General features: G+C 58.9%; 24 protein-coding genes. 11 read left to right on the top strand and 13 right to left on the bottom strand.

Annotated features, from left to right (window positions below; translation table 11 throughout):
* Positions 1-63 precede the first annotated feature (63 nt).
* Both ACGK9W_RS17100 and ACGK9W_RS17095 read right to left on the bottom strand, forming a co-directional pair.
* A complete protein-coding gene (locus ACGK9W_RS17100; RefSeq protein ID WP_008176745.1) occupies positions 64-1239 on the bottom strand; it encodes a type III PLP-dependent enzyme in 1176 nt (391 codons plus the stop codon).
* A gap of 178 nt (positions 1240-1417) precedes the next feature.
* A complete protein-coding gene (locus ACGK9W_RS17095; RefSeq protein WP_008176743.1) occupies positions 1418-2236 on the bottom strand; it encodes a hypothetical protein in 819 nt (272 codons plus the stop codon).
* Between the two features lie 141 nt (positions 2237-2377).
* On the opposite strand from ACGK9W_RS17095, the gene ACGK9W_RS17090 reads away from it, so the two are divergent.
* Positions 2378-3232 carry a translation initiation factor eIF-2B gene (locus tag ACGK9W_RS17090; RefSeq protein ID WP_008176740.1) on the top strand — a complete coding sequence of 285 codons (855 nt, stop codon included), beginning with the start codon at positions 2378-2380 and terminating at the stop codon, positions 3230-3232.
* On the opposite strand, the gene hrpB is transcribed toward ACGK9W_RS17090, so the two are convergent.
* The 6 genes from hrpB to ACGK9W_RS17060 all read right to left on the bottom strand — a co-directional run bounded on the left by hrpB (position 3186) and on the right by ACGK9W_RS17060 (position 9920).
* Positions 3186-5666 carry an ATP-dependent helicase HrpB gene (gene hrpB, locus ACGK9W_RS17085; RefSeq protein WP_405417802.1) on the bottom strand — a complete coding sequence of 827 codons (2481 nt, stop codon included), beginning with the start codon at positions 5664-5666 and terminating at the stop codon, positions 3186-3188. The genes ACGK9W_RS17090 and hrpB overlap by 47 nt on opposite strands.
* Positions 5667-5688: 22 nt before the next feature.
* Complete coding sequence (locus ACGK9W_RS17080; protein WP_008176736.1) at positions 5689-6360, bottom strand: SCO family protein; 672 nt, start codon at positions 6358-6360, stop codon at positions 5689-5691.
* A 148-nt stretch (positions 6361-6508) separates the two neighbouring features.
* Entirely contained in the window at positions 6509-7429 is a 921-nt protein-coding gene (cyoE, locus tag ACGK9W_RS17075; RefSeq protein WP_008176734.1) for a heme o synthase, read from the bottom strand.
* Complete coding sequence (locus ACGK9W_RS17070; RefSeq protein ID WP_405421091.1) at positions 7426-8487, bottom strand: COX15/CtaA family protein; 1062 nt, start codon at positions 8485-8487, stop codon at positions 7426-7428. Before ACGK9W_RS17070 ends, cyoE begins: the two co-directional genes overlap by 4 nt.
* A 64-nt stretch (positions 8488-8551) precedes the next feature.
* Entirely contained in the window at positions 8552-9190 is a 639-nt protein-coding gene (locus ACGK9W_RS17065) for a hypothetical protein (RefSeq protein WP_053113474.1), read from the bottom strand.
* A complete protein-coding gene (locus ACGK9W_RS17060; protein WP_405417798.1) occupies positions 9183-9920 on the bottom strand; it encodes an SURF1 family protein in 738 nt (245 codons plus the stop codon). Before ACGK9W_RS17060 ends, ACGK9W_RS17065 begins: the two co-directional genes overlap by 8 nt.
* Before the next feature lie 80 nt (positions 9921-10000).
* Here ACGK9W_RS17060 and ACGK9W_RS17055 point away from each other — a divergent pair, with 80 nt between their 5' ends.
* The gene (locus tag ACGK9W_RS17055) at positions 10001-10204 is read left to right on the top strand and encodes a twin transmembrane helix small protein (RefSeq protein WP_008176725.1); all 204 of its coding nucleotides are present in this window, start codon (positions 10001-10003) and stop codon (positions 10202-10204) included.
* Positions 10205-10213: 9 nt separating this feature from the next.
* On the opposite strand, the gene ACGK9W_RS17050 is transcribed toward ACGK9W_RS17055, so the two are convergent.
* From ACGK9W_RS17050 to coxB, 4 genes are read right to left on the bottom strand one after another with little or no spacing between them, the layout of a single operon-like run.
* Entirely contained in the window at positions 10214-11101 is an 888-nt protein-coding gene (locus ACGK9W_RS17050) for a cytochrome c oxidase subunit 3 (RefSeq protein WP_273155846.1), read from the bottom strand.
* Between the two features lie 16 nt (positions 11102-11117).
* Positions 11118-11720, bottom strand: coding sequence for a cytochrome c oxidase assembly protein (locus tag ACGK9W_RS17045; RefSeq protein WP_008176722.1), 603 nt, complete (start codon positions 11718-11720; stop codon positions 11118-11120).
* A 12-nt stretch (positions 11721-11732) separates the two neighbouring features.
* Complete coding sequence (gene ctaD, locus ACGK9W_RS17040) at positions 11733-13316, bottom strand: cytochrome c oxidase subunit I (RefSeq protein ID WP_008176720.1); 1584 nt, start codon at positions 13314-13316, stop codon at positions 11733-11735.
* 57 nt (positions 13317-13373) lie between these two features.
* A complete protein-coding gene (gene coxB / locus ACGK9W_RS17035; RefSeq protein ID WP_008176717.1) occupies positions 13374-14498 on the bottom strand; it encodes a cytochrome c oxidase subunit II in 1125 nt (374 codons plus the stop codon).
* A gap of 200 nt (positions 14499-14698) precedes the next feature.
* Here coxB and ACGK9W_RS17030 point away from each other — a divergent pair, with 200 nt between their 5' ends.
* The 7 genes from ACGK9W_RS17030 (at position 14699) to ACGK9W_RS17000 (ending at position 21647) form a co-directional block, all read left to right on the top strand.
* Positions 14699-16027 carry an MATE family efflux transporter gene (locus ACGK9W_RS17030; protein ID WP_008176715.1) on the top strand — a complete coding sequence of 443 codons (1329 nt, stop codon included), beginning with the start codon at positions 14699-14701 and terminating at the stop codon, positions 16025-16027.
* Between the two features lie 206 nt (positions 16028-16233).
* Positions 16234-16884, top strand: coding sequence for a hypothetical protein (locus ACGK9W_RS17025; RefSeq protein ID WP_008176713.1), 651 nt, complete (start codon positions 16234-16236; stop codon positions 16882-16884).
* 16 nt (positions 16885-16900) lie between these two features.
* Positions 16901-17566, top strand: a complete 666-nt coding sequence (locus ACGK9W_RS17020) for a methylamine utilization protein (protein ID WP_008176712.1) — start codon at positions 16901-16903, stop codon at positions 17564-17566.
* Positions 17566-19920 carry a putative bifunctional diguanylate cyclase/phosphodiesterase gene (locus tag ACGK9W_RS17015; RefSeq protein ID WP_405417790.1) on the top strand — a complete coding sequence of 785 codons (2355 nt, stop codon included), beginning with the start codon at positions 17566-17568 and terminating at the stop codon, positions 19918-19920. The genes ACGK9W_RS17020 and ACGK9W_RS17015 overlap by 1 nt, the downstream gene beginning before the upstream one ends.
* Entirely contained in the window at positions 19917-20792 is an 876-nt protein-coding gene (locus tag ACGK9W_RS17010; protein ID WP_053113469.1) for a DUF3034 family protein, read from the top strand. The genes ACGK9W_RS17015 and ACGK9W_RS17010 overlap by 4 nt, the downstream gene beginning before the upstream one ends.
* Before the next feature lie 2 nt (positions 20793-20794).
* On the top strand, positions 20795-21244 hold the full coding sequence (locus ACGK9W_RS17005) for a group 1 truncated hemoglobin (RefSeq protein WP_405417787.1): 450 nt from the start codon (positions 20795-20797) through the stop codon (positions 21242-21244).
* A gap of 16 nt (positions 21245-21260) precedes the next feature.
* Positions 21261-21647, top strand: a complete 387-nt coding sequence (locus ACGK9W_RS17000) for a DoxX family protein (protein ID WP_008176705.1) — start codon at positions 21261-21263, stop codon at positions 21645-21647.
* Positions 21648-21661: 14 nt separating this feature from the next.
* Here the strand turns inward: ACGK9W_RS17000 and ACGK9W_RS16995 are convergent, their stop codons facing one another.
* A complete protein-coding gene (locus ACGK9W_RS16995; RefSeq protein WP_199185491.1) occupies positions 21662-23458 on the bottom strand; it encodes a diguanylate cyclase in 1797 nt (598 codons plus the stop codon).
* 159 nt (positions 23459-23617) lie between these two features.
* Between ACGK9W_RS16995 and ACGK9W_RS16990 the strand changes: the two genes are divergently transcribed.
* The gene (locus ACGK9W_RS16990) at positions 23618-23848 is read left to right on the top strand and encodes a DUF1653 domain-containing protein (protein WP_008176702.1); all 231 of its coding nucleotides are present in this window, start codon (positions 23618-23620) and stop codon (positions 23846-23848) included.
* 116 nt (positions 23849-23964) lie between these two features.
* Positions 23965-25287 (top strand): Na+/H+ antiporter family protein, encoded by a 1323-nt coding sequence (locus ACGK9W_RS16985; RefSeq protein ID WP_405417783.1) that lies wholly within the window; start codon positions 23965-23967, stop codon positions 25285-25287.
* Positions 25288-25297 lie beyond the last annotated feature (10 nt).

Here is a 25297-nt window from a genome sequence, read left to right as displayed (position 1 = left end):
AGTTGTTTTTCCCAGAGGAAAGGACACCCCCGCCCCGCGGCCAGACTCCGAACTAATACAGGGTCAGATGTAATAGTCCTTCAACGGAGGAAACCCATTAAACTCAATGGCACTGTAGGTCGTCGTATAGGCTCCGGTAGACAGCCAATACATCCGATCCCCAATCGCCAGATTCAACGGCAACGGATACTTGTGATGCTCATACATGATATCGGCACTGTCACAGGTCGGCCCGGCAATCACACAGTCCTCGCCTTCGCCCGCCTTCTCAGTCCAGATCGGAAACTTGATCGCCTCATCCAGGGTCTCGATCAGGCCTGAAAACTTGCCCACATCGGTAAACACCCAGCGATGCAGGGCAGTACGGGATTTCCGGGAAATCAGAACCACCTCGCTCACCAGAACACCGGCGTTGGAAATCAGCGATCGGCCCGGCTCGATGATGATCTCCGGCAGCTCCGCACCAAAGTCCTCGTGCAGGAAGCGGGCAATCTCCTCGGCGTACACCTTCAGCTCATTGGTGCGAGTGATGTAGTTGGCCGGGAAACCACCGCCCATGTTGATCATCTTAAGCTCGATACCGTCTTCTTCCTTCAGACGCTCGAAAATCACCTTCACCTTGTTCAGGGCCGCATCCCAGGCGCCAATCTCGCGCTGCTGGGAACCGACGTGAAACGACACGCCGTAGGGCACCAGACCCAGGTCACGGGCAAGGATCAGCAGGTCCATGGCCATGTCGGTCTGGCAGCCGAACTTGCGGGACAGCGGCCAGTCTGCCGTCAGGGTACCTTCGGTCAGGATACGCACATACACTTTCGAGCCCGGGGCCGCCTTGGCGATGTTGCGAAGGTCTGCCTCCGAGTCGGTGGCAAACATACGAACGCCTTTCTCGTAGAAGGTGCGAATGTCCTTCGCCTTCTTGATGGTATTGCCGTAGCTGATCCGCTCACCGGTCACACCCAGGGCCATCACCTTGTCCAGCTCGTAAACCGACGCGATATCGAAAGAGGCACCCTTGTCGCGCAGCATGGTCAGGATCTGCGGGGCCGGGTTGGCTTTCACCGCATAGTAAACCTTGGCGTAGGGGAAACCCTCGACCAGCTCGTCGTACTGACGGTCAATCGTTGCGGTGTCGATCACCACAAACGGAGTTTCCTTGCCGTCGGCAAAGTCCTTGATGCGCTTGAACGTGTCGGCTTCGTAGTAATCGGCGATATTGGCGTTAGCGGCTTCGGTCATGGGTGGTGTGTCCCTCCACAGGGCAAACAGGCATAAAAAAAGGCACTACAGCAACGCTGCAGCACCCGTTAGATAGCGCGATCATCGGGCTTTTTTGAGGGCCCGGATATGAGCATATCTACCCATAAGTAATGGGCAATACTGGCAACGCCACTGGCATGAATTCTGGCGGGAATTCCTAGACCGCCACCGGCCATATCGGCGGTGGTTCGGTGGGGCCGTCCGGGTCTTCCGGTTCGGTCTGTTCCCGGAGATAGCCGAGAATCGCCTCCTGGAGCTCCGTGCCCTGGCCCAATCCCTTGTTTCCGAACAGCCGGTTGAATTCCAGTACGTAAGGGTGGCCATCCACCAGCGCAATATCAAAGCCTGCGTGATCAACACCCAGATCCCTGGCCAGCCGCAACGCCAGGTCCGTCATCACCGGGGGAACCGGACTGTTGTCAATGCGGCCACCCCGGGCCACATTGTTGTAGAAGCCCTGATCGGCCTGGGTTCGCCAGTAAGCCGTCAGCACCTGATCGCCAACCACCACAACTCGCGCATCCCGGTCCAGAGGGAGGTATTCCTGGCCGTAGAGCACGTCGGTGCGTTCGCAGTAGCGGCGCCAGTCCTCGCGGGATTCAATCAGCCAGACGCCTTCGCCCATGCTGGCCTTGGGAAGCTTTGCCACGAACGGATGCACCATGGCATCCCAGATCATGTCACGTTCCACCGGGCCGTTGGCCTCAATCATGGTCCAGGGCGTGTGCTCCGGGGCCACCGTCTGGAATGCACGGGTCATCTCCACTTTGTCGTGGCCGATGCGGTAGCTGGCTTCGCTGGGAAACACCCGGCACTTGAGACCGTGAACCAGGGCATTTAACTGCCAGTACTCTGGAAACAGGACCCAATCTGCTTCCCGCAACAGTTCTTTATGACGCAAAAACTGGTCCGGCTTGAGGACGGTGGTGTCGGGAAAACCCAGGGTTCGGAAAATATCGAAGGAAACAAGGTGCATGGATACTGCGCACTCGGGGTTGAGTTGCGCGTATTTTATACAGGGCTGACATTCAGGCAAGTGCTATTTTCACCTCCAGACATCAGGAAAAGACCGTACAGGTGCTACCCTTGAAGCAGCACATAAGCACGGAAGAGCGGAATGCAGGAACTTGATGCGAGGGCAAAGTCCCTTCTGGCCGCACTGAAAGCGGACTCCCGGTCAGGCGCTACACAGCTGGCAATGAACACCCTCGATCAACTGCTATCTTACCTGGACGAGGTCGAGCCAGAGGGCGAGACATTTCTGAGGCTACTGGCAGAACTCCGGGCGGCACGCCCGAGCATGATCGTGATTGGCAATGCACTGGCCATGATCGAGCAGCGTCTTTCCAGTGATGTTCAGGTCGCCCTTCAGGCCGTCATGGACATCAGAGACCAGCTGGAAAATGCCACCGGAACCATTGCCCGGCAAGCCCTCGATCTTCTGCCAGAGTCGCCGGTGATACTGACCCATAGCGCCAGCTCCGCGGTACTGGCGCTGTTTCGTAACATGGCGGAACAGCGCCAGGCCTTCTCTGTCATCTGCACCCAGAGCAGCCCGGGCTTCGAGGGCCACTCCCTGGCACGGGCGCTGAACGAGCTAGCCATACCCGTCACCTTGATCACCGATGCGCAGATGGGGCTGTTTGTGCCCCAGGCTGACCTGGTGATCACCGGGTGCGATACCTGGCTTTCCAATGGGCATTTTATCAACAAAAGCGGTACACACTTGTTGGCTCTGGCGGCCCATGCGGCCGGGAAGCCCCTCTGGGTTCTTGCCGACAGCTTCCGGAACAGCGACGCCGACCCCGGGTCGGTTGAACTCGAGGAAATGCCCGCGGAAGAACTCAACGCACCGCCGGGAGACTGGATAACGCCACGGAATATCTACTTTGAGCGGGTGCCTCACGCGCTGGTCAGCAAACGCATCAGCGAGTTGGGCGTTTTTTCGTGCCCTGCTGAGCCTCGGCGGTAAACGGATCTTCCGGCCAGGGATGCTTGGGATACCGCCCACGCATATCCTTGCGCACCTCGGGGTAGGCGTTACGCCAGAAACTGGCCAGATCGGCGGTGACCGCCAGAGGCCGTTGCGCGGGGGACAACAGATGAAGCACCACCGGTACCCGCCCACCGGCAACGGCAGGGGTTTCTTTCCAGCCAAACAGCGCCTGGAGCTTGGCCGCCAACACCGGGCCATTGTCGGCGGTGTAATCCAGACTCACCCGCTGGCCGGTCGGTATGGTCAGATGTGTTGGCGCCAGACTCTGAAGCTGCTGCTGGGACGGGTAATCAATCAGGCTGTTAAGGGCCGCCAGCAAGTCGATCCGGGCCAGATCGGACCATCGGGTCATGCCGACCAGAAACGGGCCCAGCCAAACCTCGAGACTATCCAGTAACGCCGCGTCATCGGTGTCCGGCCAGCCGGAATCCGGGAAGGTTCTGGCGAGCAACCTCATTCGGGCACGCCACTGGCGACTGCCATCACTCCAGGGCAGGCTTTCCAGGCCCTTCTTCCGAATCGCGCTGAGCAGCCCCTGCCGGACCAGTTCCGGATCCACCCGGCCGAGCGGCTTTTCCTGAAGCACGAGTTCACCCAGTTTTCGCGCACGCCGCGCCAGAATTTTACCCTGGCTGTCGTCCCACAGTGCCTCTTCGATCTCCTGTATGTGGTCAGCCAGGTCGAGCTCCAGGTCCGGAATGTCCACCGGCGCGGCCAGGTAAATCGTGGCTTCGCGGGCCTGGCCATCCAGCTCGGCCGCCACCAGCCACTCGTGCCGTGCCAGGGGATCATCCTCTCTCAGTACCGCACCTTTGCCATTACTGAGCTGATACCTCGCCGCCTTATCCGATCGCCGCCTGGCAATACGGTCCGGATAGGCCAGGGCAAGCAATCGGCCGATTTCGGTCTCCGAGGGCGGTGTTGCCTCAGTCGTCCCGGGCCCGGAAAGACGCCGGGCCGACTGGCGTACAGCCTTCAGGCGAGCGACATCCAGCGTGCGATCCCGCCGTTCCCCGAAGAACACCCGAACCCGCTCGTGCATGTCCGCACCAGTTCCGGGGCCCAGGAGATCACGCTCTTCCAGCAAGGCGGCCACGGCCGCAGCCGCGCCTCCGAGCCCTATAGAACGGCCTTTCAGCACCATATGCGCCAGTCGCGGGTGTATACCCAGCTCCCGGGCCGCTTTGCCGTGGTCCGTAATAGCTCCGTCTGAATCGAGCAGATCGAGCCACCGCAGGAGGGCCACAGCCTGCCTCCAATGGGCGGCAGGGGGCTTATCAATCCAGGCGACGGCATCGGCTTCCCGCGCGCCCCACTGGGCTAATTCCAGCACCAAGGGTGCCAGATCGGCCTCCAGAATTTCGGGCGGCGTGTAATCGGCCAATCCGAACTGTTCCGATTCGCTCCACAATCGATAACAGACCCCGGGCTCCATCCGGCCGGCCCGGCCTTTACGCTGTTCCGCAGAAGCCCTGGATACCCGGCCAGTGACCAGGCGGGTCATGCCACTGTTGGGATCAAAAACGGCCCGACGCTGCTGACCGCAATCGATAACAACCCGAACCCCTTCAATGGTCAGACTGGTTTCGGCAATAGCCGTAGCCAACACCACCTTGCGCTGGCCTTCGGGAGCCGGCGAGATTGCCTGGTCCTGCTGCTCCGATTTCAGATTGCCGTATAGTGGAGCAAGTATCACCCGGTCCGGCAGGTTTGCACGGAGCTGTTGCTCAACCCGACGTATCTCACCCACACCGGGCAGAAACACCAGCAGTGAGCCGCTTTGATCAGCCAATGCCTCCCGAACCACAGCGGTAACCTGATCCACCATGCGGCCACTGCGCGGCAACGGCCGGTAATGAACATCGACCGGAAACGCCCGTCCTTCACTGGTTATTACGGGAACGTCTCCAAGCACTTGCGCAATCGGCCCGGTATCCAGGGTTGCGGACATCACCAGCAACCGCAGATCCTCCCGCAACGCCTGCTGCGATTCCCGCACCAGGGCCAGGCCCAGATCCGCCTGCAAAGAGCGCTCATGGAACTCATCAAAGATGACCGCCGCGTACTCCTCCAGCATCGGATCCGCCTGGATCAGCCGGGTCAGGATGCCTTCGGTCACGACTTCGATCCGGGTGGCCGCAGACACACGGGTATCCAGCCTTGTGCGATAGCCTACCGTCTGTCCGGGCTGTTCATTGAGTTGCCGGGCCATGAACCGGGCGGCAGAGCGAGCTGCAAGCCGACGGGGCTCCAGCATCAGGATCTTGCCGTCACCGCGCCAGGGCGCATCCAGAAGGGCGGCAGGCACACGGGTGGTTTTACCGGCACCGGGCGGAGCCTGCAGAAGTACGGTAGTCGTGCGTTCCAGGGCCGCTTTCAGGTCTGGAAGAATGGCATCAATAGGGAGCATCGGATTCCGGGTTTCTGAAGCGTCAGGAGCTCACCCGTTCACGATTGGCCTTTGCCCACTGGTAAATCCGCTCAAAGGCCTCGGCCAGGTTGTGCGGATTATGGGGCGGCTGGATCACAGCAGCAAGTTCGCCGTCGGGGTTCAGCAGCGCAAAATGGCCGCTGTGATCCACCAGCAGCTCGCCATCCACCTCACGATGGACAAACACCGCGTTCAGGCTTTTGGCCAGTTCCCGCAAGGTGTCCAGATCTCCGGTCAGACCATGGAAATGTTCACCGAAGAAGTCCGTGTAGGCTTTGAGTTTCTCCGGCGTATCGTGCTCCGGGTCAGCGCTGACCAGCAGATAGTCAGGCTGGGGCAATTCCTTGGACAGCAGCTTGTCGGTCTGGCGCAAATTGGCCATGGCTGCCGGGCAGATATCCGGGCAATTGGTGTAGCCCACGAATGCAATGGTCCAGCGACCCCTCAGACTCTCCCGCGTGACCGTTTCACCGTTCTCATCCGTCAGCGTGAACTCTGCCAATTGACGAGGCTGATCATAGACATACGTATTGAACTCCGTCAGCTCCGGCGCCGGAATCGGTTCCTGGTTACCCACCAGAAATACCTGCCGTCCAACAACCAGTCCAAAGATCAGAACAACGATTAGCAGAAGGCAGAACAGGGTAAGGCGAATAGAGCTGGAGCTTTTCATGGGTGGTCCACTTCGTTGATCAGATAAGCAGACGGGGATGGCTTTCCGAAACCGTGCGGAGCCATGGATGGCGTAGCCGGGCGTACACGGACGTATTTACAGCGTGTTTCGGAAAGCCATCCCCGCCTGCGTCAGCACAATGTCTGACTCAGAAGAATACAAAATGATCCACAAGCAATACCACAAACAGGGCCATGAGGTAAGTGATGGAATACTTGAAGGTATTCAGGGCCACCCGCCGATCGTCACCCTTCAACAGCCTTACCGCATACTGCAGAAAGCGCAGGCCAAGGGCCAGGGCGCCCACCAGGTAGATACCGCCGGACATGCCTGTGACAAAAGGTAGCAGACTGACCGCCAGCAACATCAGGGTGTAGAGCAGGATGTGCAGCTCGGTGAACTTGTTGCCATGAGTGACCGGCAGCATGGGAATGCCCGCCTTGGCGTACTCTTCCTTGCGATGGATAGCCAGAGCCCAGAAATGCGGCGGGGTCCAGGCAAAAATGATCAGCACCAGCAGCAGAGCGTGGCCCTCAACCTGGCCGGTCACAGCGGTCCACCCCAACAGCGGTGGCATGGCTCCGGCAAGACCTCCGATGGTGATATTCTGGGGCGTAGCACGCTTGAGGAACAGGGTATAGACACCGGCGTAACCCACCAGGGAGGCGAGGGTCAGCCAGGCAGTGAGGTGATTCACCTGCCACATAAGCACGGCCATACCAACACACGCGAGTATCGTTGCGAACAGGATCGCATCCAGAGGCGAGATCTTGCCTGTGGCCACCGGGCGCTTGCGGGTGCGAGCCATGACGGTGTCAATTTTCTGGTCTACCACATGGTTGACCACCGCAGCCGAGCCGGCAAGCAGGGCAATACCCAGATTGCCCCAGACCAACACGCCCCAACCGGGCACGCCTGGCGCCGCCAGCAGCATGCCGATCACCGAGGTAAGGATCATCAGCGCGACAACCCTGGGCTTGGTCAGCTCCAGAAAGTCACGCCAGGAAATGGTTGTTCTGGAGTCGCTCGCAATTGCCTGGGCCGGCAGTGCTTCCACTTGCTCGCTCATGCCGTAACCTCCTGGTTCATTGTTGTTGTGTGTGTTGCCGGGACGCTATGTGGTTCGAGTAATAGCTGATGCCGCCAGATCAGGTGAATAACTGAAAGAAGGAGTCCTGCGCCCATGGCGTTATGGGCCACGGCGATGGACAGGGGAATATGGAAAATCACGTTGGCCAGACCCAACAGGATCTGGACACCCAGCAGGACCGCCACCAGTTTAATGGGGTTGTCGAGTCCGGATTCGCCCCGTCGCCGCCACATCAACGCCAGCAATGCCGTGAAATAGAATAGTACCACCACAGCACCAAGTCTGTGTGTAACATGGATCGCCACCCGCCCGTCAGCGGTAAGCTGACCTCCCAGATAGTTGGGGCCCACGTGCTGGGTAACGTCAAAGCCGTGCCGGAAATCCATGCCCTCAGGCCACCACTGGCCCTGACAGGTGGGCAGATCGGTACAGGCAACGGCCGCGTAGTTGGCCGCTGTCCAGGCCCCCAGGGCAATCTGCATCACCACTAACAGCAGCCCGCCATAGAGCCAGGGCCGGAAACCGGACAGGGCATTGGATGGCGGGGGCTCCCGATCACCTGTCCGCCTCGCCTGACGTCGCAACCGGAGGGCCAGCAGCGTCAGGAGACTCAGTGTGGTAAAGCCGCCAAGCAGGTGCAGCGCCACCACCTGGGGCCACAGTTTCAGGGTCACCGTCCACATGCCGAAAGCGCCCTGAAGAATGATGAAACCGGCGATAAACAAAGGCAGCTTTACCGGAACACCCTGGCGCCGGTTACGAACCGCGTAGGCCGCCAGGCCGAACACCACCAGCCCCAGGGTGCCTGCGGCGTAGCGGTGGATCATCTCGGGCCAACCTTTTTGCACATCCACCGGCGTATCGGGAAAACGGGCATTCGCTATGGCAATGTTCGATTCGCTCTGGGGCACCGTGAGAAAACCGTAGCACCCGGGCCAGTCAGGACACCCCAGCCCTGCGTGCACCAGGCGGGTCCAGGCACCCAGCATGATCACGACAATCGCCAGCAAAACGGCAAAGGTTGCCCACTTTGCCATCTTGTGGGCTGCCGTAGTTGGGGAAACAGATGACTGATTCAAGGCTGACTCTCCGCTCTGGCCATTAACCGATCTGCGACAGTTTGAGCAGGTGTTTCAGGTCCTCCAGCATATCCTTACCAGTATGCTCGGAACCGTAATGCATCATCACATTACCGAACGGATCAACCAGCAGGATGCGCGGCTCCGCTTCCGGATTGATACCGGCTGGCCAGTCCGGCCGGGCACCCGCCGCAGGCACAAGGCGCTCCATGGAGCTGTATTCGGAGGACCAACGCGCCTGCAGATCGGAGGGCACACTACCCAGTGCGGCAGCCCGGGAGACCCGGTTGGCGTTCTTGCCAAGGGCGATATTCACCTGCCTGGCCAGATAGAGCAGCTCTTCGCACTGACTGCCACATTGGCCGGCAGCCACAATCATGAGCCAGTCCGGATCGATTTTTTCCGGGCCAAAGCGTTCTGCCAGCGGAGTACCGGAAGCCGTTTCGAGATTGAGCGTTGAAACCGGGGCCACTGGCTGGAGCAAAACGCCGTTATTGGTGTGGCCGGCCGGGTTCAGCCAGCCGGTATAAAACATGATGGTTGCAACAATCATCGGGCCAAAACCCAGCGCAAACAGGAGGAATGCCGTGCGACGGCCGCGACGCACCTGTTCCGGGGTTGGCCCTTCGTTGTGTTCCTGGTCGGATATCCGGTTAGCCATTGTCATTGTCATTATTGGCTCCTGTCTTTCGGTAACTCGCCACTATAGTCAATATAGTCAGCGCCACGGCCAGCGCAAACCATTGCGTGGCATATCCGTAATGGGTTTGTGGCCCCATCAGGTCCGGTTCCCAATCCGCCCGGTAAGCGCCCGGCTGGCGATTGCCGGAAAGCCTTACTATTTTGTCGGGAAGATCCGGAATCTCCTTTCGTGCGGCCTCTCCGGACAGACTCTGTACCCGCCAGGGCCACGGACCGCCTGCCTCTGGCTGATCCACCAGCACCGGCGGCACCGGATAGTCACTGAGTCGACCTTCCAGGGTAAAAATCCCTTCCGGCGTTTCCAGCTGCGGGAGCTGATCCCGGGTTCGCGGCGCCTGGACCCAACCGCGATTAACCACAACCGGCGGCCCTTCCAGAGGACGAAACTCTGTCAGGACTTCATAACCCGGGATGCCATCACGGGTCCGGTTATCCAGCAGCCAGTTTCGGCTTCCGTACATCCCGGTCAGTGTCAGAGGCCGACCACGGGTCAGATCACCGGACACTATGTCCTGCCAGGCCCGGTTTTCCGCTTCCTGCTGCCACTGGTTCAGCAGAAGCTGCTTTTCTTCCGCCCGATTCAGCTGCCAGACACCGAGGCCAATAAGTATCGGCAGTAAGACCCCACTGAACACCAGCAGCCGCCAGTCAAACTGCCATCGGCGGTGTTTGCCCTGCGAATCAGACATGCTCTGCTATAGTGACCTCAGCGAGTCCGGAACCGTTTGCGAACCGTACATCCATCAAACCAATAAAAACAGGAAGTCCCATGCTCAAAGCAGTTATTGTTTTCCTGATGCTTTCTGTGGTTGTAAGCCTTTTCAGTGGCCTGTTTTTTCTCATTAAAGACGGCGGCAAGACCAATCGGGTTGTTAACTCTCTGGCCGTCCGGGTGACGCTTAGCATACTGCTCCTGGCTGTGGTACTGATTGCTCTGTGGAACGGGAGCCTGACTCTTAATCCGACTCCCTGACTACGCAGATCAAATGATGTAAACGAACACGAACAATCCCAGCCAGACCACGTCGACAAAATGCCAATACCATGCGGTTGCCTCGAAACCAAAATGGTTTTCCGCAGTGAAGTGGCCCTTGTTGATTCGCACCAGCATAATGGCCAGCATCAATGTGCCAAGCATCACATGGGCACCGTGGAAGCCAGTCAGCATAAAGAACGTACTGCCGTAGATGCCGGATTGCAGGGTCAGGTCGAGGTCACGGTAGGCATGGAGGTATTCATAGCCCTGAACAAACATGAAGACCACGGCCAGAGCGATGGTTGCAGCCAGCCAAAGTTTGGTCTTCGCCCGATTACCTGCCTTCAATGCATGGTGCGCCACGGTTACCGTAAATGAAGACGTCACCAGCAAGATCGTGTTCATCAAAGGCAGGCCCCAGGCGCTGATAACCTCCTTGGGGCCGGGATAAGCTTCCGGGCTGGGATTGTTGATAAGAGGCCAGGTCGACTGAAAGCCCTCCCACAACATGTTCGAGGAACCTCGGTCACCCTCGCCACCAAGCCAGGGCACCGCAAACACCCTGATGTAGAACAACGCACCGAAAAACGCGGCGAAAAACATCACCTCTGAGAAAATGAACCAACTCATCCCCCAGCGGAACGAGCGGTCCATCTGATCACTGTAGAGTCCCGCCCGACTCTCTTTGATGACGGCTCCAAACCACCCGAACAGCATGTAGGCCATAATCAGGGCGCCGATCCAGAACATTATCCAGGCACCGGTTGTGCTGTCCCCCTGTTTGCCATTCACCATGATTGAGGCCACCCCGTAAAGAGTTACCCCAAGGCCAATCGTGGCGACGATCGGCCACTTGCTCTGTTCCGGAACGTAATAGGTCTGGTTATCCGCCATGACAGTCTCCGATGGCTTATCCGTTGTCGTTTGTTGTTGTTTCTTTCCGGGAGTTTTGTGCTGCCGACACCTGTTTACCCTGATCGTAGAGCGTGTAAGACAGAGTTAGTTTGGTGATATGCGCCGGCAAGTCCTTGTCGACGATAAAGATCAGAGGCATTTCGGTACTTTCACCCGCTTCAAGAGGCTGTTGGTTAAAGCAGAAGCACTCGGTCTTATGAAAATACAGCGTCCCCTCTGAAGGCGCGAGGCTAGGGACCGCCTGGCCTACCATTGGCTCACTTGTCGGGTTTTCGGCATAGAAATTCACAGTAGTCGGCTCACCGGGGTGAACATCCACCGACCGCACAACCGGGCGGAATTTCCAGGTCATCCCCGGTCCGTTGGAGGCGAGAAACTGAACCTTGACCGTTCGGGTCACGTCTGCTTCTGCCACCTCGGTGGATTCGTACCGCCCCCCGGTCTTTCCGTTAATCCCGGTAATTTCGCAGAACACGTCGTACAGAGGCACCATGGCAAATCCAAAGGCAAACATGCCGACCACGCTGACCATGCACCAGCCCACCACTCGAGCATTGCCCTTGGGGGCTCCGGCGCTATTTGCCTGTTGTTCTGCCATAGCCAGTGCCCCCTACTTCACTACCGGCGGCGTTGCGAAGGTGTGGTATGGCGCCGGTGAGGGCACAGTCCATTCGAGACCTTCAGCACCATCCCAGGGCTTGGCCGGAGCCTCTTTGCCACCCCTGATGCACTTGACCACGATAAACAGGAACAACAGCTGTGTGGCACCGAACATGAATGCACCGACACTGGAAACCATGTTGAAATCGGCGAACTGCAGCGCGTAATCCGGAATCCGTCGTGGCATGCCTGCCAGTCCCAGGAAGTGCATCGGGAAGAACGCCAGGTTCATGCCAACAAAAGACAGCCAGAAATGGGTCTTGGCCAGGGTTTCGTCATACATGTGCCCGGTCCACTTGGGCAGCCAGAAGTAGGCGGAGGCAAAGATACCGAAGATCGCACCCGGTACCAGCACGTAGTGGAAGTGGGCGACTACGAAGTAGGTGTCGTGGTACTGAAAATCTGCCGGCGCAATAGCCAGCATAAGGCCGGAGAAACCGCCGATGGTAAACAGGATGACGAAGGCAACTGAGAACAGCATCGGCGCCTCAAAGGTCAATGAGCCCCTGAACATCGTGGCCACCCAGTTGAAAACCTTCACCCCGGTGGGCACTGCGATGAGCATGGTGGCGTACATGAAGAACAGCTGGCCGACGATGGGAATACCCACCGTAAACATGTGGTGCGCCCAGACCACAAACGAGAGCAGAGCAATGGCACCGACTGCGTAGACCATGGAGGCATAGCCAAACAGGGGTTTGCGGGAAAATGCCGGAATGATATGGGAGACCGCCCCGAAGGCCGGGAGGATCATGATGTATACCTCGGGGTGCCCGAAGAACCAGAACACGTGCTGGAACAGTACCGGATCACCGCCGCCGGAAGCATCGAAGAAGCTGGTGCCAAAGTTGATGTCCATCAACATCATGGTGACGACGCCGGCCAGTACCGGCATGACTGCAATCAGCAGGAACGCGGTAATCAACCAGGTCCAGACAAACAGGGGCATTTTCATCAGGGTCATGCCCGGTGCCCGCATATTCAGGATCGTGGCGATCACGTTAATCGCACCCATGATCGACGAGACACCCATTATGTGAACCGCAAAGATAAAGAAGGTGGTGCTCGGCGGCCCGTAGGTCGTCGACAGGGGGGCGTAGAAGGTCCAGCCGAAGTTGGGCGCACCCCCTTCCATGAACAGGGTGGAAACCAGGATCAGGAAGGCGCACGGAAGCAGCCAGAAACTCCAGTTATTCATCCGTGGCAATGCCATATCCGGCGCCCCGATCATCAGCGGCAGCATCCAGTTGGCGAGCCCGACAAACGCCGGCATGACCGCACCAAACACCATAATCAGGCCGTGCATGGTGGTCATCTGGTTAAAGAATTCCGGCTGCACAATCTGCAGCCCCGGCTGGAAAAGCTCCGCCCGGATGACCATTGCCATGGCCCCGCCGAGCAGGAACATGGTGAAACTGAATATCAGGTACATGGACCCGATATCCTTGTGGTTTGTGGTCAACAGCCAACGGCTTATGCCTTTGGCCGGGCCGTGATGATGATCCTGGGCGTGGGTATCTGCAACCGCACTCATGAAAACCCCCGTTACCGCCATTTTTTGTGGCTGGTGATATCTGTTATCTGGCGATGATTACTGTTGGTTCTTGTAATCAAATATTTCTTTCGGAGTGACCATTTCGCCGGTGTTGTTACCCCAGGCATTACGCTCGTAGGTAATCACGGCTGCAAGGTCCACTTCACTCAGCTGATTGCCGAAGGCCTGCATGGCGCTTCCCGAGACACCATTCACAACGATGTCGATATGGGCTGCCATGTCTTCAGTAACGACCTGGGTTCCGACCAGAGACGGGAAGGCTGGTGGCGCGCCCTGACCGTTCGGCTGGTGACAGGCGGCGCAGGCGGTCTGATAGGCTTTCTCGCCGCGCTCCATCAACTCTGCCATGGTCCAGTCTTTCTGGGTCAGCTGGCGTTCTCGCTCGGCGGCCTCTTTCTTTTCAGCGACCCAGGCGTTGTATTCCTCCTCGGGCACCGCCTCGACAACCACCGGCATGAAGCCGTGATCCTTCCCGCAAAGCTCGGTACACTGGCCGCGATAGATGCCGGGCTTGTCGACCCGGGTCCAGGTCTCGTTGATAAAGCCCGGGATGGCGTCTTTCTTGACGCCAAAATCCGGAACCCACCAGGAATGGATGACATCGTTGGCCGTTAACAAAAAGCGAACCTTTTTCCCGACAGGAATTACCAGCGGGTTATCCACTTCGAGGAGGTAGTTCTCTCCCTTGGCCTGGCGATTCTCGATCTGATCCCGGGGCGTGGACAAATTCGAGAAGTAACCGAAATCTTCATTAATGTATTCGTATTGCCACTTCCACTGATAGCCGGTGACCTTGATGTCCACTTCCGATTCCGAAGTGTCATACATGTCCACCAGAGTTGCAGTGGCAGGAATCGCCATAACAACCAGTATCGCAAAAGGTATGATGGTCCAGAGAATCTCGACCAGAGTGTTTTCGTGGAAGTTCGCCGGTTTGGCGCCCTGGGATTTACGGTGGGCAAAAATAGACCAGAACATGACACCGAAAACCACGACGCCAATGACGACGCAGATCCAGAGTATGGTCATGTGAAGGCTGAAAATGTCATTACTGGTGCCGGTCACCCCGGGGGTCATGTTCAGTGTCCAGTCCGCCATGGACCAGGCGGGGAACATCAGACCGCCTAAAAGGGCACCTGCCCGCTGAGCGTGCACGCGCATACTGTGTCTCCACAGAGTGTTATTCTTGTCGGATTTTGCGTTATCCCGCTGGCATTTTCGGCGTCGCATACACCGCAAAACCAGAGTGGAAGCCTGCTTTCGGATACTCAGCTTGGAGTATAGACACAGATCAAAAAAAGACTAAAAAATCGGCTAAACCCAAAAAAGCTAAACAGAATTTTTTAAGAATTAAAACGCATATGCCTTTTAACTTGCCGGCAACCGACCGACGTCTCTGGGCCCTGGCCTGGCCATTGATGCTCACCAACCTCACCGTCCCTCTCCTGGGACTGGTGGATACGGCCGTGCTCGGCCACCTGGAAAGCCCGGAGTATCTTGGCGCCGTCGCCGTTGGTGCCAATCTGTTCAGCATCCTGTACTGGACCTTTGGCTTCATGCGCATGGGCACGACCGGCCTGGCCGCTCAGGCATGGGGCAAGCGGGACAACTTCAGTCAGGTGGCATTGCTGCTGCGCTCGATCCTGTTGGCAACCGGGATCGGCCTTCTTCTCATTCTGTTTCACCAGCCTCTGATACAGACCGGCCTGAGCCTGATGAATCCCAGTGACAACGTGACCGAACTGGCGGCCGAGTACGCCGGAATCCGGATCTGGAGCGCGCCGGCCGTTCTCTGCCAGTACACGCTGGTTGGCTGGCTCATCGGCACCCAGTTTCCACGGGGCCCGATGATCATGCTGATTGCAGCAAACGGCCTGAACATCGTGTTGGATATTCTTTTTGTTACCGTGCTTGGCTGGAACAGCCGTGGCGTGGCCATTGCCACTGTGATCGCCGAATACGGTGCCGCCGCCATCGGTTTCCTGATCGTATTACGGCGAATGCCTGAGGGGCAGGGGCTGACGAAGGCTCTGTTCGGCAAACTCGAGGATTACCTGAGGATTCTCCAGGTTAACCGCTACATCATGGTCCGAACCATCGCGCTGTTATTGGTGCTGGCATTTTTTACCGCCCAGGGCGCCCGTCAGGGAGACACCATCCTCGCTGCCAATGCCGTTCTGATCACCTTTCTTCTGTTGATCTCCAACGCCCTGGACGGTTTTGCCAATGCTGCCGAGGCGCTGATTGGCGAGGCTATCGGCAAAGGCAGCCGGCGGCGCTTCCGGGTGGTCTTTCGAAGTGCCCTGCGATGGTCACTCTGGGGCGCCCTCTTGCTCACCATTGTTTTTGTGGCCGGCGGGCATTGGCTCATTGCACTGCTAACCGGTATCGAGGAAGTGAGAGCCACCGCCTGGCGCTACCTGCCCTGGCTCTGGCTGCTACCTTTTGCCGCAGTCTGGGGCTTTCTTCTTGATGGGATTTTTATCGGCGCAACCCGAACCCGGGACATGCAGAACACCATGCTGTTTTCGGCCCTGGCCGTGTTTGCACCGGTCTGGTGGCTGACCACGGGCTGGGGCAATCACGGGCTCTGGTTCGCGCTGATCTCTCTGATGGTAGCGCGGGCCCTGAGCATGGGATGGCTGTGCTGGTCCCATACCAGGAACGACCGTTGGTTCCAGAGCCAGTGACGCAGATTCAATCCGTAACATTACAGCCGGGTATTTTCATCACAGCGGAAAAGCAGTCGCAAAAATCTCGGCTACACTTGTCTGAAAAGGCAGGCACGATGTGGTAGCCAGCCCTCCTCTCCTGCCCGGGAACTCGTTGCTATCAGTTGCTAACAACGGGAGGCGCCTTGCGACCTCAATTCGTTCAGACATCGGCTTCTCCTGAAATGACACCACAGGTAGTCCTTGAGATTATTGACCAGGCGCGGCGCAAGGAAGCCCGCTCCGGGACCTTCCTCCGACAGCTTCACGAAAAGGTTGCCGCGCTCCCGTCTGCGGTCACTATTGAGGGGTATCAGCCCGCCACCTGCCTGTTCCAGTTCGTGGTTGAGTACATCGAAATGGCACCAAGGCTCATCGAATGCGTTGAAGCCTGTGCCCGGGAAGCCGGAAAAGCCGATCTGTTTGAGCCCTTTGTGAATGCCGCCATCCGGTATTTTACTCAGCCATCAGCGCTCCTGGTTCGCTACGACGGTCTCGATGGCCTACTGATCCGCGCCTACCTTTGTCATCGGTTGATGGAAGAAATGTACGAAAACAACCGGTGTACCCGGGCCAGCGAAATCGTGGATATGGAAGCAACTCGTGCTAATCTTCTGGCTCATCAGCTTATCGGCGAGCCCTTTGCCAACGAGCTGGACGACTCCATCACCGTAACCGTGTTGCAGATAGCAGGCACGCCGGACTACTACGAACTCAACCTCGACCCGTTTGTCGAGCAGGTGAACAACGCCGCCTGGGACTGGATGCGGCATTACTGGGAAAATCTGCTGGTAAGGAACCACATTCGATTTTCTCTCGGGTCCGGCCTGGCCTGACAGGTTCAGAGGTTTAATGAAAGTATCAGCGATTGCAGTGCTGGCGGGACTGTTGATTTCTGCCATGGTATCGACAGCCAACGCGTACGAGCTGTCCGTAACCGTCACCCTGGAAGGCAACACCGAACCCGTGGCCAATGCCGTGGTTTCCGTAGACAGTGCCCGTCCGGCAACACCGGTTTCTGCCGAAATCTATCAGAAGGATCGCGCCTTCCATCCCCATGTACTGGTGGTGCCAGTCGGCTCCAGCGTGGATTTCCCGAATCGCGACAATACCCAGCATCACGTGTATTCCTTCTCGCCGGCAAAAACCTTCAACATCGAGCTTTACGCCGACCGCCCGGCGGCTCCCATTGTTTTCGACAAGCCAGGCATCGTTGAACTGGGCTGCAACATTCACGACCACATGCAGGGCTTTGTGGTGGTCACCGACACCGCTGACACCGGCCGGACAGATACCTCCGGCAAGGTCACCCTGTCGCTCGATACACTGCCCAGCGAGGGCAGCCAGGGCACGGTGACACTTGAGATCTGGCACCCACGGCTGCCGGATAATACCCGCCCGGTCACCCGTGAAATCGAACGTGATAGCGAGTCCGCAATCGTCACCCTCAATCTTGAGCCCGAGCCTGCCGCAGAAGGCTCGCTGGACCGTCTCCAGCAGCGCTTTCGGGAGCTTTGATGGGTCTGGTATCTCGTCTCGGATTCCGGGGCCGGCTTATTGCCGCCATGATCTCTCTGGTGGCGCTGGTCAGCCTGGTGATCGTCGCCCTGCTGATGGTGTACCTGTTCGAGGATGAGAAAAGCCGTGCACTGGAACAGCTGGCCATCGGAGAGCGGCTGACCAACGAGGTCATTGATCGCCGGACCGATCTGGAACTGTCCCGGCTCAGTGTTGTGGTGCAGGATTTCGGCTTTCGCTCGGCCATTGCCAGCCGCGACCCGGCAACCATCGACAGTGCCCTGGAAAACCACAGCGGCAGGGTGGGTGCCGACTTCGCGCTCTTGCTGGACAGTCAGGGAGAGCCCCTGGCCTCGACCCTGCAAAACCCTTTTCCTGCCGTCAGCCAGGAACAGCTGACAAGCACCCGTCGTAATGGGTTTACCCGGTCACTGCGGGCCATTGATGGCAGGGGCTACGAGATTCTCATCATCCCGATAGAGGCCCCGGGGCTTCGGGCCTGGCTTGTCAGCGGCTTTGCCTTGGACCAGTCCCTGGCGGAGGTCATTGCCCGGCTCAGTGGCACCTCGGTGATTTTCAGGGCGCGATCGAACCAGAACGACAGCCTGAACAGTTTTGCCGCCACCACCAGCATCGATGCCAAGCTGGAGCAGGAGCTTGCAGGCGCATCCGCCAACGCCAATTTTATTGAAAGTGCCGGTTATTTCACCCGGATAATCAACCTGGGCGAATCAGACCCCGCCGCGGTCCAGGCCGTGCTGCTTATTAGCCGTGATGCCACGCTCCAGAATTACTACCAGCGAGCGGTTGAAATCGCGCTGCTGGTAACCGCTATCCTGATTTTCGCCATTCTGCTGGCGCTGGTCATTGCCCGGAACCTCGGGCGCCCGGTGTTGCAGCTGGCAAGCTACGCGCGGGCTATCGGTGAGGGCACCACACCGGAGGCACCGGCCATCCGGGCCGGCGGCGAACTGACCCAGCTCCGCAACGCCCTCCGGGACATGCTGTCGGGCCTGCGGGAACGGGAAGCCCAGATCCGCTATGCAGCGACCCACGATGACGTCACCGGCTTGAAAAACCGGAACGCTCTGATGCAGAAGGCCGCCGAGCTGTTTGATAACCGAGGCCGGGCCACACTGGTGGGAATCCGACTGAACGACCTCTCCGACATCAACGATACTCTGGGTCTGGAATTCGGCGACAAGGTCCTGATTGGCATTGCCAAGCGGCTGCAGCAGGAACTGCAGGATGCCCGAATCCTTGCCCGCACCGGCGGAGGGGAGTTCCTGGCCCTGATTCCTTCATTGCCGCCAGAAGCCTGCGACCAGAGGGTCCGGGCACTGCACGATGTCATCGAATCCCCGTTGCAGGTAGACCAAACGCCCTTCTCCTTGCGAGTTACCATCGTCACCATGGAACTGCCAGAGGACGCCGCCGATACCGATGCCCTGCGTCGCAGGCTGAATCTCACCTTCGAACAGGCCGAGGCCCACCCCGAACCCTTCACCCGTTACCAGCCGGGGCAGGATGAGAGTCACCTCAGAGAACTGAAACTGATCACCGACCTGCACGCCGCCATCATGGGCGACGGGCTGCACATGAACTACCAGCCGAAACTTAATAGCCAGAGCGGCGAACTGGTGCAGGTAGAGGCCCTGGTGCGATGGATTCACCCGGAACTGGGCTTTATTTCCCCCGAGGAGTTCATCTTTCTCGCCGAACAGTCAGGGCAGATCCACGACCTGACGGCCCATATACTTCAACGGGTGGCCAGCGATGCCCGGCGGTGGCACGAGCAGGGTGTTGACGCGGGCGTTGCCATCAATCTGTCCGCCATGGACCTCACCTGGCCCGCCCTGACCCGGCACATCGCGGAAACCTTTCACGATTGGCACCACGATCTGGAACGGGTGACCCTGGAAGTCACGGAAAGTGCCCTGATGGAAGATCCGGAAGAGGCCATGGCCACCCTGAACCAGCTCAGGGCGCTGGGAGTGACCCTGTCGGTGGACGACTTTGGCACCGGCTACTCCTCGTTGTCCCAGCTGCGCAAGCTGCCGGTACAGGAGCTGAAAATCGACAAGTCATTCGTGCTGAAGCTGGATTCCGAGCCCCAGGACCAGCTGATTGTCCGGTCCACCATTGATATGGCCCACGGCCTCGGGCTGAAGGTCGTGGCAGAAGGGATCGAGAACCTGGAAGCCTGGCAGCTGCTGCAACACTGGGGCTGCAACCTCGGCCAGGGTTTTTACCTGAGCCGCCCGATTGCCCCCGAGGATCTGCCGGAGACTGCGCTGTCCCTGGCTGCCCGCAAAGGAGAGCTGAGCCGACCCAACCCGGAGTATTCAGAATGATAAAGAGACGTCTGATGACACTGACCGTGGCGCTTCTGATGGCACCGGCCGCCATGGCCGACATCGGCAGCCGGATCTGGGCGACCGGAGGCGTCACCACCATTGAGGGCAGTGCCGGCGGCGGCCTGGTTCCCTGGGCTCTACTGGGCAGCTACGCCAGCGACGAGGAGTGGGGCGGCACCGTGGCACTCAGCCGGGCCGAAGTGGACGATTACTCTCTCTCGGTGACCGGTGCCGGGCTGAACTGGAATAACCGCCTGGAGATCACCGTGGCCCGCCAGACCCTGGATCTGGACAGCCTGGTGTTTACCCTCAAGGACGGCTTTGGCCTGGAGCAGGATGAACTGAATCAGGATATTTTCGGCGCCAAGGTCCGGCTCGCCGGCGATGTGTTGTACAGTCCCTGGGGCCAGTGGTCTGCGGGCGTTCAGTACAAGCGCCAGAGGGATTTCACCGTACCCTCGGCGATCGGCGCCCGGGATGACAGTGGCACCGATGTCTATGTCAGTGGCAGCAAGCTGTTCTTCGCCGCGGTGAAGGAGCGAAACCTGCTGGTAAACCTGACCGCCAGGGCTACCCGGGCCAACCAGGGTGGACTCCTGGGCTTTGGCGGCGACCGTAACAACAGCCACGAACTGATGATGGAGGGCAGCGTCGGGCTTTTCCTCAACCGCCAGTGGCTGGTGGGCGCGGAATACCGTCAAAAGCCGGACAACCTGGGCTTTGCCAGCGAGAATGACTGGTGGGACCTGTTCGTGGCCTGGGTGCCGGACCGTCGCCTGGCTGTCACAGGGGCCCTGGTCAACCTGGGTGACGTTGCCACCCTGGAAGACCAGCAAGGTCTGTATCTGTCGCTGCAGGGGAGTTTCTGATCATGACCAACCTGAACCTGAAACCCCTGTTCGTCGCCCTGTTGTCAGCGATCGCACTGGTTCTAGGTGGCTGCCAGAGTCTGAACAACAAACCCGATGATTCCCTATATCAACAGCTCGGTGAACGTGAAGGCATTGAAAACGTGGTGGAGGACCTGCTCTACCTGATCGTCGAGGACGAACGCATCAACCAACAGTTCAAAGGCATGGATGTCGCCCGGTTTCACCAGAACCTCACGGATCAGTTGTGCGAGCTCAGCGGTGGGCCCTGCAGCTATACCGGGCGAGAGATGCGTGAACTGCACTCTGACATGGACATCACGGACACCCAGTTCAATGCCCTGGCCGAGAACCTGATTCTGGCCATGGAACAGAACGATATCCCAACCGGCGCCCAGAACCGACTGATCAAACAACTGCTGCCGCTTTACCCTGACATTCGCAATCTGTAGAACGGAGACCTGTACCTTGCTCGAAAACGCTGATCTGGGAAAACTGATTATCCGCCTGACCCTGGGCGGCCTGATGCTGTTCCATGGCATTGCCAAGCTGCTCAACGGCATCGGCTTCATTGAAGGGGAGCTGGCCAGCCACGGCCTGCCAACCTTCCTCGCCTACGGGGTGTACGTGGGTGAGATCATCGCGCCGCTGATGGTCATCCTTGGGTATCAGACCCGGATCGGTGCGCTGCTGATTATTTTCAACATGCTGTTTGCCATCATCCTGGTTCACGGCAACGAACTCCTGAGCCTTGGGCGCAGCGGCGGCTGGGCGCTGGAGCTGCAGGGCTTCTTCCTCTTTACAGCAGTTGCAGTGATATTCCTCGGACCAGGGCGGTACAAACTGAAGAACTGAAGATCCGGGAGACCTCAGGCACCAGGTGCGCTCGCCGCCCTGAAATCCCGCGCCACCATAACCCGGTTACGGCCAGACTCCTTGGCCGCGTATAGCGCCTCATCGGCCTGACGGATGAGCTCCTGGGGCTCCATATCTGGCCCTGGCACCAGGCACGCCACGCCCACACTGATGGTAAGACTGACCGGAGCCACCCGTTCCCCGGAATGCACCGGGGAACGGGCCACCGCCTGACGCACTCGCTCGGCCACCCGAACCGCTCCCTCCTCAGGCGTGGCTGGTAGCAGGATGCTGAATTCCTCGCCGCCATAGCGGGCCAACAGATCCCCGGAACGCTGCACTTCTGCGACGCACAAGGCGGCCACCGCGGTCAGGCAATCGTCGCCAACCAGGTGTCCCAGCTCGTCGTTTACCCGCTTGAAGTGATCAATATCCAGCATCAACAGGCTCAACGGGTGACCGTGTCTCTGGGCCCGTCGCCACTCATCGTTGAGTTTTTCATCGAACCGACGCCGGTTGGCCACATGGGTCAGACCGTCGGTGAGGCTGATCGCCTTGAGCTGCTCATTGGCCCGTTCCAGTTCGTCGGTGCGCGCCTGAACCCGCATCTCCAGGGTCAGGTTGGCCTGCTGCTGGATCGCCAGCGCCTGCTCCTGGGCCTCATGGCGCTTGCGACGTTCCAGGTTGATCCGGTAGGCAAGCGCAAAGGAAAGCAGAACCACCTCCAGGGCCACGCCGATCTGAGGCATGAACTCGGTCAGGAAACTGCGGGGCATGATGCCAAGCTTGCTGACCGCGAGAATCAGATGGCCGATCAGCAATGGCGTCCAGGCCAGAACGTAGAAACCGCCCAATACCTGACCTTTCCGCCAGACCAGGAAACCGATGAACCAGACCGCGGGAGTGACCACTGCCGCAATCGCGCTGACCAGGACAATCCCCGTCTGGTAACTGCCAAAAAGAGTAAAGACGAAGCTGGCAGAAATGGCGGCCAGAATCCACTGCAGGAAGCGGTAACTTCTGAGGCTGTAGGACCGGATATTGAGAAAACGGATGGCGAAGATAATGGCGGAGAACAGAGCGAAACAGATAACCGGAATGGTGAAATACCGGTTGATACCCGGGGCATTCGGCCACAGCCACTGGAAGAGCACACCATTGAAGTTGAGCTGAACCAGCCCGGTAAACACAACAGTCAGCACGTACCAGAAGTAGGTGGAATGGCGCACGATGACAAACAGAAACAGATTGTAGAGCGCCATCGCAGCGATGATACCCAGAAACATCGTCTGCCAGCCGTAAGACAGCTGCTCATTGGCCAGGAATTCGGCCGAAGGCGTGACTGCCACGGGAATCTGTACCGACCCGAGCGTTTGCACGCGCACAAAGGCGGTCGCCGTATCGGTATTCGACGGTACCAGGAAGACGAAATTGCGGTGATAAATCGGGCGACTGCTGAACGGGAGGGTATCGCCCGTATGGTGGGTCTGGATCAGCTCGCCATCAACCACCCAGTGCACGGACACCTCGTCCAGCAACGGATAGCCGATTTCCAGAACCCGGTTCACCGGCTCTGGCGGAATCTCGACTCTCAGCCAGAAACTGCCATCGCTGAACCCGCGATTAAAAACCTCATTTGAGCCAAACCTCTGCCAGGCGCCCGGGGGCAGGGCGCGAACGTCTTCGAGTGCCAGCTCATCGGCGGGCGCTTCCAGCCAGTCAAAGGCGACGGGAGCGGCCTGAACAGGCGCGCTGGCCAGGCATGCCAGCGACAGAAAAATCAGAAGGATGCAGGATAACTGCCGCATCATAGCGGTTTCCGGTTTCCGGGCCCTTCCTGGTGTTCTACACTTTCAGGCCCTGACTGAGTCTTTTTGCATCCTTGCAGTTGCTTCCATTTTAGACGGTTGCGCGTGCTGCGTCCTCTATAACTGCAAGGCCAGCATAGCCTGAAACCATCGAGGCCGAGAATGACCGAACGCAAGAACGACATACGCCCTGGCCGTTACCGGCACTATAAGGGCAAGGATTACGAAGTACTCGGGATCGCCCGGCACAGTGAAACTGAAGAACAGATGGTGGTTTATCGCTGCCTGTACGGTGATTACAGCCTCTGGGTACGCCCGCTGACCATGTTCCGGGAAACCGTGGAAATGGCCGGCGAACAGGTCCCCCGCTTTGCCCGCCTTGACGAAGTCTGACCGTTACACAACCGCTTTGACTACCGCGATCATTTCCTGCACATTACCGCGCTTTTCATGATGCCGGCCCCCAAAAGGGGCCGGAACAACTATTAATTCCTACCCGGAGTTTTGCCATGAATGCCGTCGTTGCCGCGGTCGCGATTATGCTCGTGCTGAGTTTGTGCCGCATCCACGTTGTTGTTGCCCTGATTATCGGTGCCGTATCCGGCGGCCTGATTGCAGGAATGTCCCTGGAAGCCACCATCGAAGCCTTCAATAACGGCCTGGGCGGCGGTGCCACCGTGGCACTGTCCTATGCCACCCTCGGTGCGTTCGCCGTTGCCATCGGCAAATCCGGCCTGGCCCACGCACTGGCCGACAAGGCCCTGGCCCTGGTCGGTCGCCAGGAGGAAGGCGCCGCCGTCAACGGCATCCGCTTCCTGATCATCGGCCTGCTGCTGGCCATTGCCATCTCATCCCAGAACATCCTGCCGATCCACATTGCCTTCATACCTTTGGTAGTACCGCCGCTGCTGTACGTAATGGCAAAACTGAACATGGACCGGCGCCTGGTTGCCTGTGTGCTGACCTTCGGCCTGATTACACCCTACATGTTTTTGCCCGTCGGCTTTGGCGGCATTTACCTGAACGAGATCCTGATCGCCAAGATCAACGCCAACGGCGTCGATGCCTCCGGCCTGAGCGTCATGAAAGCCATGGCCCTGCCGGCACTGGGCATGCTGTGCGGCTTGCTGATCGCGGTCTTTTTCAGCTACCGCAGTGGCCGCACCTACAACCTGGAAACCATCACCAAAGCCGAACGGGTAGACACCAGCTATAGCCCCCGCACCCTGGTTATGGCTCTGTTGGCCATCGTCACCGCCTTTGTAGTGCAGCTCTGGCTTGGCTCGATGATCCTGGGCGCCCTGGCCGGGTTCGTGCTCTTCAACCTGTCTGGTGTGGTGCGCTGGAAGGAGGCCGACGACCTGTTCACCGAGGGCATGAAGATGCTGGCGATGATCGGTTTCATCATGATCGCCGCGTCTGGTTTTGCCGAAGTGATGCGGGAAACCGGTGAAATTGCCGCCCTGGTGGACAGCTCCGTGGCGACCATCGGCGAGAACAAGGCCATGGCGGCGCTGCTGATGCTGGTGGTGGGTCTGCTGATCACCATGGGTATCGGTTCGTCCTTCTCGACCATCCCCATTATCGCGGCCCTGTACGTGCCCCTGGCCCTGCAGTTGGGTTTCAGCCCCCTGGCCATCGTGGCCCTGGTCGGCACCGCCGGCGCCCTGGGGGATGCCGGTTCCCCGGCCTCCGACTCCACCCTCGGCCCCACCGCCGGCCTGAACGCCGACGGCCAGCACAACCACATCTGGGATACCGTGGTGCCGACGTTCCTGCACTACAATTTGCCGCTGCTTGGCTTTGGGTGGTTGGCGGCTATGGTTCTCTGAGCTTGGAGTT

This window comes from Marinobacter flavimaris (genome assembly GCF_045057155.1).
GTDB classification, from domain to species: domain Bacteria; phylum Pseudomonadota; class Gammaproteobacteria; order Pseudomonadales; family Oleiphilaceae; genus Marinobacter; species Marinobacter manganoxydans.
This window is presented reverse-complemented; position numbering and strand designations above follow the sequence as displayed.

Coding starts and splice junctions, on each gene's coding strand:
- ACGK9W_RS17055 (WP_008176725.1), top strand. CDS start 10,001: ATGCTCAAAGCAGTTATTGTTTTCCTGATGCTTTCTGTGGTTGTAAGC.
- ACGK9W_RS17005 (WP_405417787.1), top strand. CDS start 20,795: ATGACCAACCTGAACCTGAAACCCCTGTTCGTCGCCCTGTTGTCAGCG.
- ACGK9W_RS17080 (WP_008176736.1), bottom strand. CDS start 6,360: ATGAAAAGCTCCAGCTCTATTCGCCTTACCCTGTTCTGCCTTCTGCTA.
- ACGK9W_RS17010 (WP_053113469.1), top strand. CDS start 19,917: ATGATAAAGAGACGTCTGATGACACTGACCGTGGCGCTTCTGATGGCA.
- ACGK9W_RS17030 (WP_008176715.1), top strand. CDS start 14,699: ATGCCTTTTAACTTGCCGGCAACCGACCGACGTCTCTGGGCCCTGGCC.
- ACGK9W_RS17060 (WP_405417798.1), bottom strand. CDS start 9,920: ATGTCTGATTCGCAGGGCAAACACCGCCGATGGCAGTTTGACTGGCGG.
- ACGK9W_RS17045 (WP_008176722.1), bottom strand. CDS start 11,720: ATGGCAGAACAACAGGCAAATAGCGCCGGAGCCCCCAAGGGCAATGCT.
- ACGK9W_RS16985 (WP_405417783.1), top strand. CDS start 23,965: ATGAATGCCGTCGTTGCCGCGGTCGCGATTATGCTCGTGCTGAGTTTG.
- ACGK9W_RS17015 (WP_405417790.1), top strand. CDS start 17,566: ATGGGTCTGGTATCTCGTCTCGGATTCCGGGGCCGGCTTATTGCCGCC.
- ACGK9W_RS17020 (WP_008176712.1), top strand. CDS start 16,901: ATGAAAGTATCAGCGATTGCAGTGCTGGCGGGACTGTTGATTTCTGCC.
- ACGK9W_RS17070 (WP_405421091.1), bottom strand. CDS start 8,487: ATGGCAAAGTGGGCAACCTTTGCCGTTTTGCTGGCGATTGTCGTGATC.
- ACGK9W_RS16995 (WP_199185491.1), bottom strand. CDS start 23,458: ATGATGCGGCAGTTATCCTGCATCCTTCTGATTTTTCTGTCGCTGGCA.
- ACGK9W_RS17095 (WP_008176743.1), bottom strand. CDS start 2,236: ATGCACCTTGTTTCCTTCGATATTTTCCGAACCCTGGGTTTTCCCGAC.
- ACGK9W_RS17090 (WP_008176740.1), top strand. CDS start 2,378: ATGCAGGAACTTGATGCGAGGGCAAAGTCCCTTCTGGCCGCACTGAAA.
- ACGK9W_RS17025 (WP_008176713.1), top strand. CDS start 16,234: ATGACACCACAGGTAGTCCTTGAGATTATTGACCAGGCGCGGCGCAAG.
- coxB (WP_008176717.1), bottom strand. CDS start 14,498: ATGCGCGTGCACGCTCAGCGGGCAGGTGCCCTTTTAGGCGGTCTGATG.
- ACGK9W_RS17100 (WP_008176745.1), bottom strand. CDS start 1,239: ATGACCGAAGCCGCTAACGCCAATATCGCCGATTACTACGAAGCCGAC.
- ctaD (WP_008176720.1), bottom strand. CDS start 13,316: ATGAGTGCGGTTGCAGATACCCACGCCCAGGATCATCATCACGGCCCG.
- hrpB (WP_405417802.1), bottom strand. CDS start 5,666: ATGCTCCCTATTGATGCCATTCTTCCAGACCTGAAAGCGGCCCTGGAA.
- ACGK9W_RS17050 (WP_273155846.1), bottom strand. CDS start 11,101: ATGGCGGATAACCAGACCTATTACGTTCCGGAACAGAGCAAGTGGCCG.
- ACGK9W_RS17065 (WP_053113474.1), bottom strand. CDS start 9,190: ATGGCTAACCGGATATCCGACCAGGAACACAACGAAGGGCCAACCCCG.
- cyoE (WP_008176734.1), bottom strand. CDS start 7,429: ATGAGCGAGCAAGTGGAAGCACTGCCGGCCCAGGCAATTGCGAGCGAC.
- ACGK9W_RS16990 (WP_008176702.1), top strand. CDS start 23,618: ATGACCGAACGCAAGAACGACATACGCCCTGGCCGTTACCGGCACTAT.